Origin of the sequence: Paraburkholderia oxyphila NBRC 105797 (genome assembly GCF_000685075.1) — a bacterium.
Taxonomy (GTDB): Bacteria; Pseudomonadota; Gammaproteobacteria; order Burkholderiales; family Burkholderiaceae; genus Paraburkholderia; species Paraburkholderia oxyphila.
Genome location: NZ_BAYD01000062.1, coordinates 46,591 through 58,578 on the forward strand (window position 1 = coordinate 46,591; position 11,988 = coordinate 58,578).

At 64.4% G+C, this 11,988-nt stretch carries 11 protein-coding genes; 10 read left to right on the top strand and 1 reads right to left on the bottom strand.

Going from position 1 to position 11,988, the window contains the following annotated elements:
* Positions 1 to 12 precede the first annotated feature (12 nt).
* Complete coding sequence (gene tssJ, locus BO1_RS31120; RefSeq protein ID WP_028220892.1) at positions 13 to 639, bottom strand: type VI secretion system lipoprotein TssJ; 627 nt, start codon at positions 637 to 639, stop codon at positions 13 to 15.
* 77 nt (positions 640 to 716) lie between these two features.
* On the opposite strand from tssJ, the gene BO1_RS59620 reads away from it, so the two are divergent.
* From BO1_RS59620 to tssA, 10 genes are all read left to right on the top strand, one after another.
* Positions 717 to 983, top strand: a complete 267-nt coding sequence (locus BO1_RS59620) for a hypothetical protein (RefSeq protein ID WP_156992492.1) — start codon at positions 717 to 719, stop codon at positions 981 to 983.
* Positions 984 to 1,008: 25 nt separating this feature from the next.
* Positions 1,009 to 1,683 carry a tetratricopeptide repeat protein gene (locus BO1_RS31125; protein WP_084688304.1) on the top strand — a complete coding sequence of 225 codons (675 nt, stop codon included), beginning with the start codon at positions 1,009 to 1,011 and terminating at the stop codon, positions 1,681 to 1,683.
* 90 nt (positions 1,684 to 1,773) lie between these two features.
* Positions 1,774 to 2,304: a type VI secretion system contractile sheath small subunit gene (gene tssB / locus BO1_RS31130; RefSeq protein WP_028220894.1), complete on the top strand. Its 531-nt coding sequence runs from the start codon at positions 1,774 to 1,776 to the stop codon at positions 2,302 to 2,304.
* Positions 2,305 to 2,318: 14 nt separating this feature from the next.
* Entirely contained in the window at positions 2,319 to 3,815 is a 1,497-nt protein-coding gene (gene tssC / locus BO1_RS31135; RefSeq protein ID WP_028220895.1) for a type VI secretion system contractile sheath large subunit, read from the top strand.
* A 168-nt stretch (positions 3,816 to 3,983) separates the two neighbouring features.
* The gene (locus BO1_RS31140) at positions 3,984 to 4,487 is read left to right on the top strand and encodes an Hcp family type VI secretion system effector (protein WP_028220896.1); all 504 of its coding nucleotides are present in this window, start codon (positions 3,984 to 3,986) and stop codon (positions 4,485 to 4,487) included.
* A gap of 75 nt (positions 4,488 to 4,562) precedes the next feature.
* Entirely contained in the window at positions 4,563 to 5,042 is a 480-nt protein-coding gene (tssE, locus tag BO1_RS31145; RefSeq protein ID WP_028220897.1) for a type VI secretion system baseplate subunit TssE, read from the top strand.
* Between the two features lie 81 nt (positions 5,043 to 5,123).
* Positions 5,124 to 6,962, top strand: coding sequence for a type VI secretion system baseplate subunit TssF (gene tssF / locus BO1_RS31150; RefSeq protein WP_028220898.1), 1,839 nt, complete (start codon positions 5,124 to 5,126; stop codon positions 6,960 to 6,962).
* Positions 6,926 to 8,011: a type VI secretion system baseplate subunit TssG gene (tssG, locus tag BO1_RS31155; protein ID WP_028220899.1), complete on the top strand. Its 1,086-nt coding sequence runs from the start codon at positions 6,926 to 6,928 to the stop codon at positions 8,009 to 8,011. The genes tssF and tssG overlap by 37 nt, the downstream gene beginning before the upstream one ends.
* A gap of 37 nt (positions 8,012 to 8,048) precedes the next feature.
* Positions 8,049 to 10,751, top strand: a complete 2,703-nt coding sequence (gene tssH / locus BO1_RS31160) for a type VI secretion system ATPase TssH (protein WP_028220900.1) — start codon at positions 8,049 to 8,051, stop codon at positions 10,749 to 10,751.
* A gap of 14 nt (positions 10,752 to 10,765) precedes the next feature.
* A complete protein-coding gene (tssA, locus tag BO1_RS31165; protein WP_028220901.1) occupies positions 10,766 to 11,905 on the top strand; it encodes a type VI secretion system protein TssA in 1,140 nt (379 codons plus the stop codon).
* The last annotated feature ends 83 nt before the right edge of the window (positions 11,906 to 11,988 follow it).

An 11,988-nucleotide genomic window follows, 5' to 3' on the forward strand; every position in this document is an offset into this window, starting at 1 on the left:
GCGCGCGGCGATTTATCCACAAGTTACCGACGAGAGCAGATTGAGCGCTTGCGCCGACTGCCCCGCACCGGACGGAATTACCGTGCCGCCCGTAACGGTCATGGCACAGTTGTGCAGGCCGACCATTATGCCGGATTTCTCCGATTTCGCCGGGTCAAATGCGAACTTCCAACGCTCCATTGCCGGATCCCGAAAGAGCGCGACGATCCCGAACGCCTGCGCTTCGCGCGAGACCTTCTCCGTCGCGTTATAACGCTGACCCGGGATCAGTGTGATTTCACGCACGCTCAGCAAGTCGGCGCCCAGCGTGGTTTTCTCCTTCGCGGGGTCGGTAAAGGTATCAAAAGGCGCCTGCTCGAACGAAGTCGGGTCTTTCAGCGTGTAGAGGCGCACTACTAATGCGAGCGGCTTGTTGTCGTTGGCCGCGTTCAGGTTGCGCGCCGCATACAGCGTGATGCCCAGATCGCGCGGTGGCTTCTGGCTGTCCGGCACGTCGGGCTTGCCGATGCCCGCGAACTGCAGGGCGGCCGAGGCCGCGCTCCCAATTGCGGGCACCGCCGCCGCACAGCCGCCCAGCAAGGCGGCAGCGGCACACAGCGCAACCGCGTTCGATGCGAATTGAATAATACGCACAGTCATTTTTATCGCGGGCGCTCGGACCCGTGCTCTCCAGCTAAGTTAATATGTCTTGGTGCGGGTAATGCAAGGCGCATTGCGTGGGCATTAATCGTCCCCGTGGTGCGTTCATTTATTTAATGAAACAGGAAATTTTTCCTTCTCGCGCCGCTGCTTTCAATGATCCTGTCGGTATTTCTTCCTTGGTCCGCTCGCCGTTTATCCGCGGGTTCAGCGCTTTTAGGCCGCACGCTATTTCTGGCGCTTTTAAAACAAGGTTAAGTCATCTTGAAATTAAGATAATTGGCCTGTACTATACGGCGCGCTGGGGGATAAGTAAAACTCCTGTCTCTGAATTAAAAAATTAACCGGTCTAACGGCGGTGAAAGAACGATGAAAAAGCGGGTTTTTTCGAAGCTAACGGGGGTTGTGATCGCTTGCGGTGTCATCGTCGCCGGCTGCGCTTCCCAGAGCAACACGCTCTCGACATCGCCCGAGGCCTTCAACAAGGCGCTCGCGGATGCGGACACGCTTTCGAAGGGCGGCAACCAGGACCAGGCCATTGCGGCTTATCAGAAGCTCGCCGCCGCCGATCCCACGCGTGAGGAGCCGTGGTCGCGCATCGCGCAGATCCAGTTCCAGCAACAGCATTACGGCCAGGCGATTGTCGCCGCGCAGGAAGCGCTGCAGCGCGACCAGACCGACCGCGCCGCGAAGAGCGTGCTCGCCGTGGCAGGCCTGCGCGTGGCCACGCAGTCGCTCGGCGAGTTGCGCCAGGACGCGTCGCTGCAAGGCGATGCAAAGACGGACGCCCAGGCGCTCGCCAAGGAGTTGCGCGACACGCTCGGCGAAGACGCACTGTTCCCGCCCGATCAGAGCGCGAAGACGGCCGTGAAGAAGAAGCGCTACGTGCGCCACGTCGTAAAGGCAGCGCCCAAGACCACCGAGACGGCGGATGCCGCTACCGCGTCGGCGCAGACGCCGTCCACGCCTGCCGTTGCGCCCACGGCAACGGCGACCGGCAAGGCGACCGGCAACGGCGCGGACCCGTTCAGCGCGCTGCGCTAGGCGACAGCGGCGGTGAGCGGCAACACCACTCGCTAGCAAGGCCACAACGAAGGCCATAACGAAGGTCAAAACGGAAGCAGGGAGCCGTCGATGGCAAAGAAAGAAAGCATTCAGAAGCGCTTGGGGAAGGTGCGGCCGCCGCGCGTCCAGCTGACCTACGAGGTCGAGCGTGGCGACGCGATCGAAGTGAAAGAACTGCCGTTCGTTGTCGGGGTGATGGGCGATCTGGCCGGTCAATCGGAAATCGAGCAGCCGAAGCTGCGCGATCGCAAGTTCATCAATATCGACCGCGATAATTTCGACGATGTGATGAAGGGCATCGAGCCGCGCGCCGTGTATCAGGTGGAAAACCGCCTGAGCGGCGAGGGCGGCAAGTTCGCCGTCGATCTGCACTTCAAATCGATGGCCGATTTCAACCCGGACGAAGTCGTCGCCCAGGTCGAGCCGCTGCGGCGCCTGCTCGAGGCGCGCTCGAAGCTCGCCGATCTGCGCAACAAGCTCGCCGGCAACGACAAGCTCGAAGACCTGCTGAGCGAAGTGCTCTCCAACACGCAGCAATTGCAGGCGCTGGCGGAGAACGCGGGCAAGCGCTCGTCGGACGACGAGCCCAAGGGCGAATGAGGCAGGGGTAAGACATGAACCAGCAAAGCGCAGCCGCTCAGCCGTTGCAGGAAGCGGCGCAGGGCGAATCCTCGCCGTCGTTGCTCGACGACATCGTCGAGAAGAGCAAGGTCGCCAAGTCCGATTCGGAGCACGCACGCGCGAAGGATCTGATCGGCGAGCTCGTGCACCAGGTGCTCGACGGCACCGTGGTCGTCTCCAACAATCTTTCGGCCACCATCGACGCCCGCGTGGCCGAGCTCGACCGCCTCATTTCGGACCAGCTCAGCGCCGTGATGCACGCGCCGGAATTCCAGCGCCTCGAAAGCACGTGGCGCGGTCTCGAATACCTGTGCAAGGAAAGCAACACCGGCCAGACCATCAAGATCAAGGCACTGCACGCGCCCAAGCGCGACGTCGTGCGCGACTTCAAGACGGCCGTCGAATTCGATCAGAGCGCGCTCTTCAAGAAGGTCTATGAAGAAGAGTTCGGCACCTTCGGGGGCGCCCCGTTCGGCACGCTGATCGGCGACTACGAAATCACGCGCCAGCCCGAGGACATGTACTTCATCGAGCAGATGTCGCATGTCGCGGCGGCCGCGCACGCGCCGTTCATCGCATCGGCCTCGCCCGAGCTGATGGGCCTCGAATCGTTTGCCGATCTCGGCAAGCCGCGCGATCTCGGCAAGGTGTTCGACACCGTCGAATACGCGAAGTGGAAGTCGTTCCGCGACTCCGAGGATTCGCGCTACGTGGGCCTCACGCTGCCGCGCTTTCTCGGCCGCTTGCCGTTCAATCCGAAGGACGGCGCCACGGCGGAGGGCTTCAACTTCGTCGAGGACGTGGACGGCACCGATCACAGCAAGTACCTCTGGTGCAACGCTGCGTGGGCTTTCGCGGCGCGCCTCACGGCCGCGTTCGACGAGTACGGCTGGTGCGCCGCGATCCGCGGCGTGGAAGGCGGCGGCCTCGTGCAGGACCTGCCCACCCACACGTTCAAGACCGACGACGGCGAGGTCGCGCTCAAGTGCCCGACCGAGATCGCGGTGACCGACCGCCGCGAGAAGGAACTGAGCGACCTCGGCTTCATCCCGCTCGTGCATTGCAAGAATTCCGACTACGCCGCGTTTTTCGCCGCGCAATCGACCCAGAAGGCGAAGAAGTACAGCACCGACAGCGCCAATGCGAACGCCGTGCTCTCCGCCCAGCTTCAGTACATTTTCTCGGTGTCGCGCGTGGCGCACTACCTGAAGGCGATGATGCGCGACAAGATCGGCAGCTTCGCTTCCGCGCAGAATGTCGAGGTGTTCCTGAACCGCTGGATTTCGCAGTACGTGCTGCTCGACGACAACGCCACGCAGGAGCAGAAGGCCCAGTTCCCGCTGCGCGAAGCCTCGATCCAGGTTGCGGAGATTCCGGGCCGCCCGGGTTCATACCGTTCGGTCGCGTTCCTGCGCCCGCACTTCCAGCTCGACGAACTTTCGATCTCGCTGCGGCTCGTGGCCGATCTGCCGAAGCCGGCCAATTCGTAAACTCGCGCAGAACCCGTGCAGGGCATCCGGCTGTGCGGGCAGCATGAAGCATCGGACGCCTGGCCCACGCGTTTGCGGGGCTAAGCGCCAGAGACTGCGGTACAACAGGCGGACTGGCAGCGCGTCTGCCGCCGTCGTACAAACCACCTCTATGGGGAGCGACACGTTATGAAGGACATCTATCTAAAGTTCGGCAATCCGGCGATCAAGGGCGAGTCGCAGGACAAGGACCACGCGAACTGGGTCGAGATCGACTCGTGGAACCACTCGATCCTGCAGCCGCGCTCGGCTACGGCGTCGACGGCGGGCGGTCATACGGCAGGGCGCTGCGAGCATGCCGACATGCGCTTCACGAAAGACATCGACGTCGTCAGCCCGCTGCTGTATCAGCACGCTTCGGGCGGCACGACGTTCGACGAAGTCACGATCGACTTCATGCGCTCGGACGGTGAGGGCAACCGCATCAAGTACCTTGAGATCAAGCTCAAGTACGTGATCATTTCGAGCGTCACGCCGTCGGTCGTCGGCGAGGGCCTGCCGAGCGAAGAGTTCTCGCTCAAGTATGCTGCCGTGCAGTGGAAGTACACGCAGCAGAAGATCGGCGGCAACCAGGGCGGTAACGCCCAGGGTGCATGGAGCCTGACGAAGAACGACAAGACCTACGCGGTCTGACGTTTCGACTCGATGTCTGATTAGCCCGGGCGATGCGCGCCGAGCGCGCCGCCCGGGCATTGCCATTCTGGTTTGATGAAGCGCTTCGAACCCAGTTTCTTCGACAAGCTGTTCGACGACGAACCGCATGTGCCGGCACCCGCCGCCATGCGGCAATTGTCGCTGGAAGAGCTCAAGGCGACCGTCGCACGCGATCTCGAGTCGATCCTGAATACGCGCATCGCGTATACGGAGGCGATGCTCGCGCACCTGCCGCAGTGCAAGGAGTCCTTGCTGACCTATGGCCTGAACGACTTCGCCGGGCGCAGTCTGGTGAGCCACGAAGACCGCACGTTCATCTGCAATTCGATCCAGCAGGCTATTACGCGGCACGAGCCGCGTCTGCAGGGAGTCAGCGTGACGCTCGAACTGAATAACCGCTCGACCAGCGTGCTGAACTTCGTTATTCAGGCGTTACTGGTGGTCCATCCGGCCGAAGAGCCGGTGAACTTCGACGCCATGCTGCAGCCTTCGACGCTGCAGTATTCGGTGACGCGCGCACGCGCGAAGATATAAGGATGCACCGCCCGGTGCCGCGTGGCCACGCGGCATGGACTGGCGGGTCATGACGCAGGATTTTGGGGAGCGCGAGCCGCGATGGAAGAGTTGTTGCCGTATTACGAGCGCGAGCTGTCGTTCCTGCGACGCTACTCGGGCGAATTCGCCCAGCGCTATCCGAAGATTGCCGCGCGGCTCGCGATGACGGGCGAGCACTGCGAAGACCCGCACGTCGAACGCATGATCCAGTCGTTCGCGCTGTTGGGCGCGCGCATCAACAAGCGCCTCGACGACGACTACCCGGAATTCACCGAGGCGCTGCTCGAAGTCCTCTATCCGCATTATCTGCGGCCGTTTCCCTCGTGCTCGATCGCGCAGCTCGGCACGAGCGCATCGTTCGCCAGTCTCAGCGCGCCCGCGGTGATCGAGCGCGGCACGCAACTCCGGTCGCGCCCCTTGCGCGGCGTGCAGTGCCGCTTTCGCACGGCCTATGACGTCACGCTCGCGCCCGTGCGCATCTCCGAGGCGCGCTACATGCCCGTGGCGATGGTGCCGAGCTCGGTCGTGCTGCCGGCGGACGCCACCGGCGTGATTTCGATCACGTTCGAATCGATCTCCGCGCAACTGGATCTGGCCGCGCTGAAATTGCCGCAATTGCGCGCCTACCTGCACGGCGAGCAATCGTTCATTGCGGCGCTCGGCGACTGTCTGTTCGTGAATGCGCTGGGTGCATGGGTCGAACCCGAGCGCAACGGGCGCTGGAAGGCGCTGCGCGAGCGGCCGTTTGCGCAGGCAGGCTTCGCCGATGACGATGCACTCATCGACTTTCCCGCGAGGTCGCATCCTGCCTACCGGCTGCTCACTGAATACTTCGCGTTTCCGGCCAAATTCGATTTCGTCGATTTCGACCTCGCGGCCATGAGCGCCGCCACGGGCCGCTGCCAGCGGCTCACGCTGCACATCGTGCTCAAGGAAGTGCGCGGCGACTCGCACGAGGCGCGCCTGCTCGATACGCTCGGGGCCCATCATCTGCGGCTTTTCTGCACGCCGGTCGTGAATCTCTTCAAGCAGCCCGGCGAGCCGATCCGCCTGAACCATCAGGCCATCGCGTATCCGGTGATTGCCGAGGCTCGCCGCGCGTTCGCCTACGAGGTCTATTCGATCGATTCCGTGAAGCTCGTCCAGCAGCGGGCCAATGACGAATCGGTCGTGGAATTCCGGCCGTTCTATTCGCTGCGCCACGGCGAGTCCGCGCGCGCGGGCCATTACTGGTTTGCGCGCCGCGACGAATGGGTCGCGCAAAACAGCCCCGGCTACGAAACCGAAATATCGATTGTCGACATCGACTTCGATCCCTCGGCGGAGCAGACCGATACGCTGAGCCTCGAGCTCACCTGCACGAACCGCGATCTGCCCGCGGGGCTCGCCGTGGGGCTCGAAGGCGGCGACCTGTTTCACGAGGGCGGTTCGCTCACGAACCAGATCACGCTGCTCGCGCGGCCCACGCCGTGCGTGCGCTTCGAGCGCCGCCAGGCCGCGCACTGGCGCCTGATCTCGCATCTGTCGCTCAGCCACGTCTCGCTCACGAGCGGCGGCGCGTCGACGCTCAAGGAAATGCTCACGCTCTACGACATGCGCCGCTCGGCGGTTTCGTCGCGGCACATCGACGGCATCGTGAACGTGGAGCAGCGCCCGGCCGTGCAATGGCTGCCTGGCAAGCCGTTCGCCACTTTCGTGCGCGGCGTGGAGATTCGCGTGACCGTGGACGAAGACCACTTCGTCGGCACGAGCCTCGGCACGTTCGCGCGCGTGCTCGACGTGTTCTTCGGTCTGTACGTGCATATCAACAGCTTTATTGAACTGGTGGTGATTTCGGAACTCACCGGCGAGGAGATCCTGCGATGCAAGCCCCGCAGCGGCGAATCGATCCTGGTGTAATCGAGCGCCTGCTCGACGAGCCGCACCGCTTCGAATTTTTTCAGGCGGTGCGTCTGCTCGAGCGCTGGTTTGTCGACAAGGCACAGGAGCGCCAGCGCGACGTGCTCGCGCAGCGCGTGACGTTTCGCAACACGCTCTCGCTCGGCTTCCCGCCCAGCGAGATCGAGCGGGCCGTACCGTACGACGAAGCCGGCCAGCCGCTCGCGGAAAAAGCCGCGCGCAGCGCGGCGATCGACGAAGGCAAGCTGGGCGAGGTGGCCATCACGCCCGCGTTCTTCGGCCTGCTGGGCGCGCAGGGCGCGCTGCCGCTGCACTATACGGAGCAGCTCATCGCGCGCGAGCAGTTCAGGCGCGACCGTGCGGCGCGCGAGTTTTTCGACGTCTTTTCCAACCGCGCGACGGCGCTCTTTTACGCGGCGTGGAAGAAGTACCGCCTGCCGTTTCACTACGAGCTCGACCGCGACGAGCGCTATTTGCCGTTGCTGCTCGCGCTCGCGGGCGTGGCCGACGACGACTCGCGCGGCAGTCTGCACGGCGGGCCCGGCGCCCTGTTCGACGAAGCCATTGCCGGCCACGCCATTGCCGCGCGGCATCGGCCCGTTTCGGCGGCGTATCTGCAGAACACGCTTTCCGACTATTTCAATGTTCCCGTGCGCGTCGAGCAATTCGTCGGCAAGTGGTACGACGTGCCGCCCGAGCAGCTTTCCATGCTCGGCAGGCGCAACGTCGCGCTGGGCGCGACCGCGCTCGCGGGGGAGCGCGTCTGGCAGCGCGACATGCGTGCGCGCCTCGTGATCGGGCCGCTCTCGAAAGAGGACTACGAAGCATTCCTGCCCGGCGGCGAGCGCGCACTGGCGCTCGAGCGCATGCTCACGCTGCTTGGGCGCGTGACCCTCGAATACGAGGTGCGGCTCGTGCTGCGCCGCGCGGAGGTGGGGTCGATCCAGCTCGGCGCCGGCTCGCGGCTGGGCTGGGACGCCTTCCTTTGCACGCACGAAGCCGCTAGCGACCGTAGCGACGCACACTATGAATTGCATGCCACCCACTGACGACTGACTGGAACCTCGCCCGGACCGACCTCACGACATGAGCACGCCCCTCAAGACCCTGATTACGAAGCTCAACACCACGAGTCGCCTCGCGGCCGAACGGGCGGCCAGCTCGTGCCTGTCGCGCGGACATTACGAAGTCGATCTCGAGCACCTGTTTCTCGCGCTGCTCGAAGAGCCGGCATCCGATCTCGTGTGCGCGCTGCGCGCCTCGCGCGTCGATCCGCATGCGGTGCGCGCCGATCTCGAGCGCGAATTGCAGCAGTTCAAGACGGGCAACACGCGCACGCCGGTGTTCTCGCCGCATCTCATCGCGCTGTTCGAGCAGGCGTGGCTGATCGCTTCGCTCGACACGCAGATCGGCCGCATCCGCTCGGGCCATCTGCTGCTCGCGCTGCTGGGTGCGCCCGATCTCGCGCAGTTTGCGCAACGCATGTCGGCGCGTCTCGCCGAGGTGCCGGTGGCCGAGCTCAAGCACCGCTTCGACAAGCTGACCGAGGGCTCGGTGGAAGGCGTGCCGCGCGACGCCGAACGCAACGCGGCGCAACACGCTAGCGCGTCCGGTGAAACCGCAGCGGAGCCTGGAGCAAGCGCCGGCCCCTCGAAGACGCCCGCGCTCGACACCTATACGACCGATCTCACACAGCGCGCGAGAGAAGGCCACGTGGACCCGGTGATCGGCCGTGAAGGCGAGATCCGCCAGACCATCGACATCCTGATGCGGCGCCGCCAGAACAACCCGATCCTCACGGGCGAGCCGGGCGTCGGCAAGACGGCAGTGGTGGAAGGGCTCGCGCTGCGCATCGCCGAGGGCGACGTGCCCGAGCCGTTGCGCAACGTCGCGCTGCGCGTGCTCGACATGGGCCTGCTGCAGGCGGGCGCGAGCGTGAAGGGCGAGTTCGAGAACCGCCTGAAGAGCGTGATCGACGAGGTGAAGAAGAGCCCGCAGCCCATCGTGCTGTTCATCGACGAGGCGCACACGATCATCGGCGCGGGTGGCCAGGCGGGCCAGAACGACGCCGCCAACCTGCTCAAGCCGGCGCTCGCGCGCGGCGAGCTGCGCACGATCGCGGCCACGACCTGGAGCGAGTACAAGAAGTACTTCGAGAAGGATGCTGCGCTCGCGCGGCGCTTCCAGGTGGTGAAGATCGAAGAGCCCGGCGAAGCGCTCGCGGCGGCCATGCTGCGCGGCATGACGGACCTGATGGAGCGCCACTTCAACGTGCGTATTCTCGACGAGGCGATCACCGAAGCCGTGCGCCTCTCGCATCGCTATATCAGCGCGCGCCAGCTGCCCGACAAGGCGGTGAGCGTGCTAGACACCGCGTGCGCGAAGGTCGCGCTCGCGCATAGCTCGACGCCTGGCGCGATCGACGACGGCAAGCGCCGCATCGAGCGCATCGAGGCCGAGATCGCGGCGCTCGAACGCGAAGCGGCCAACGGGGCTGCGCACGACGAACGCCTTGCCGAACTGCGCGCACAGCGCGACGAAGCCGCCGCTGCCGTAGCCGAAGACGAAGTGCGCTACGCCAGCGAGCGCGAGCTCGTCGGGCAGATCGCGGCGCTGCGCAGCCGCATCGACGCGGCGCGCGAAACGCGGAAAGCGGGTGCGACGGACAACGCGGCCGAGCTCGCCCGCGACGCCGAAGCCGCGCGCGCGGCGCTGCCCGCGCTCATCGAGCGGTTGCATGCGTTGCAGGGCGACGGCCCGATGGTGCCGCTGCAAGTGGACGCGCACGTGGTGGCCGAAGTGGTCGCATCGTGGACTGGCATTCCGCTGGGCCGCATGGTGAAGGACGAGATCAAGACGGTGCTCAACCTGAACCCGCTGCTCGGCGAGCGCGTGATCGGCCAGGACCATGCGCTCGAGGCCATCGCACAGCGCGTGCGCACGGCGAACGCGAATCTCGAGGACCCGAACAAGCCGCGCGGCGTATTCATGTTCGTGGGCCCCTCGGGCGTGGGCAAGACCGAAACGGCGCTCGCGCTTGCCGATATCCTTTATGGCGGCGAACGCAAGCTTGTCACCATCAACATGAGCGAGTATCAGGAGGCGCATAGCGTGTCGGGCCTGAAGGGCTCGCCGCCGGGCTACGTGGGCTACGGCGAAGGCGGCGTGCTGACCGAGGCGGTGCGCCGCAACCCGTATTCGGTCGTGCTGCTCGACGAGGTCGAAAAGGCCCACCCCGACGTGCTGGAAATGTTCTTCCAGATCTTCGACAAGGGCACGATGGACGACGCCGAAGGGCGCGCCATCGATTTCCGCAATACGCTGATCATCCTGACCTCGAACGTGGGCTCGGCGGCGGTGATGCAGGCATGCCTGAACAAGCCCGCCGAAGAACTGCCGGACGCCGATGCGCTTGCCGAGCTGTTGCGTCCGCAACTTTACAAGACCTTCAAGCCTGCCTTCCTCGGGCGCATGAAGGTCGTTCCGTACTATCCGATCTCCGACGACGTGCTCGCCGAGATCATCGAACTCAAGCTCGAACGCATCCGTCGGCGCATCGAGGCGAACCACGGCGCCGCTTTCGAGTGGGACAACTCGCTCGTGGAAGCCGTGCTGGCCCGCTGCACCGAAGTGGACTCGGGCGCGCGCAACGTCGACCACATTTTGAACGGCACGCTGCTGCCCGAGCTTGCGCAGCAGGTGCTCGAACGCATCGCGCAGGGCACCGCGCTCGCGAGCGTGGCGGTGCGCGCGAATGATGCCGGCGAGTTCGAATACACCGTGAATTGACCATGCCGACTGCCATGTCCACCGACACCACCGCGCTTTTTGCGCCCATCGACGAAAGCTTGCCGTGCGGCGAGGATCTGCTGTTTTCCGCGGAATTCGACGCCATCGCGCACGCGCGCCGTTTCGACGATCCCTCGCTCGATCAGGGCGAGTGGGTCACGGAAATCAAGGAAGCGGACTGGGCCTTCGTGGCCGAACGCTGCACGGCGCTGCTCGCTACACAGACCAAGGACTTGCGCGTGGCCGTGTGGCTCACCGAGGCGCTGGCGATTCAGGACGGCATGCCGGGCCTCACGCAAGGCTACGCGATTCTCACGGGGCTCGTGGAGCGCTTCTGGGATCATCTGCATCCGCTGCCTGAGGGGGACGACGTGGAGTCGCGACTCGGTAATGTCGCGTGGCTTGCGGGGCGGTCGGCTGAGTTGCTGCGTGCCGTGCCGCTGACGCAGTCGGGTACGCCGTTTAGCGCGCTTGATTGGGAGGTCGCGCAGCATGTTGCGCAGGCCATCAAGCGCGATCCCGAGAACGCGGCTGACATTGCGCGTGGGAAGCCTTCTGTCGAGCAGATCGATGCCTCGCGGCGGGCTACTGCGCCTGCTTTCTATGAGGCTCTAGTCGCGAAATTCAAGGCTTTTGAAGTGGCGCTTGCGGCGCTCGATGACGAACTGGAGCGCCGTGCTGGCGACGCTGCGCCGAGCTTTCGGCAGACGCGGGATGCTTTTGAGACGGTTTATGGCCTGGTGGCGCGATTTGCTCGTGATGTGGGTGTCGATCCGGATGCGGCTGCTAAAGCGCAGCAAGCGCCGGTTGATCAGCGTGATTCGCAAGCAGTCCAGAGCGATGCGACTTTCGCGCCCGAACGCGCCGAGCCGAGCTTCAAGACGTCTTTGCCCTATGAGGAACACGTGCAGACTCCGACTCGAGTTCATGGTCGTGTGAATGGCGGCATTCAGAGCCGTGCAGAAGCGGTGGCGCAGCTGCGCGCCGTAGCTGACTATTTTCGCGCTACTGAGCCGCATAGTCCTGTGGCCTATCTCGCAGATAAGGCGGCCGAGTGGGCCGGCATGCCGCTGCATGAGTGGCTGGCGACGGTGGTCAAGGACGATGGCACGCTCTCGCATATTCGAGAGATGTTGGGTGTGAAGAGTGAATGACTGCCATTTTTTAATGGCTGGAATTTTTTGGGTTTTTTCGGCTTTTCGCGGTAACTTGTTTTCGCGGCGGGCCGCAAGCGTTG

Coding starts and splice junctions, on each gene's coding strand:
- tssA (WP_028220901.1), top strand. CDS start 10,766: ATGTCCACCGACACCACCGCGCTTTTTGCGCCCATCGACGAAAGCTTG.
- tssB (WP_028220894.1), top strand. CDS start 1,774: ATGGCAAAGAAAGAAAGCATTCAGAAGCGCTTGGGGAAGGTGCGGCCG.
- tssH (WP_028220900.1), top strand. CDS start 8,049: ATGAGCACGCCCCTCAAGACCCTGATTACGAAGCTCAACACCACGAGT.
- tssJ (WP_028220892.1), bottom strand. CDS start 639: ATGACTGTGCGTATTATTCAATTCGCATCGAACGCGGTTGCGCTGTGT.
- BO1_RS31140 (WP_028220896.1), top strand. CDS start 3,984: ATGAAGGACATCTATCTAAAGTTCGGCAATCCGGCGATCAAGGGCGAG.
- tssG (WP_028220899.1), top strand. CDS start 6,926: ATGCAAGCCCCGCAGCGGCGAATCGATCCTGGTGTAATCGAGCGCCTG.
- tssF (WP_028220898.1), top strand. CDS start 5,124: ATGGAAGAGTTGTTGCCGTATTACGAGCGCGAGCTGTCGTTCCTGCGA.
- tssC (WP_028220895.1), top strand. CDS start 2,319: ATGAACCAGCAAAGCGCAGCCGCTCAGCCGTTGCAGGAAGCGGCGCAG.
- BO1_RS31125 (WP_084688304.1), top strand. CDS start 1,009: ATGAAAAAGCGGGTTTTTTCGAAGCTAACGGGGGTTGTGATCGCTTGC.
- tssE (WP_028220897.1), top strand. CDS start 4,563: ATGAAGCGCTTCGAACCCAGTTTCTTCGACAAGCTGTTCGACGACGAA.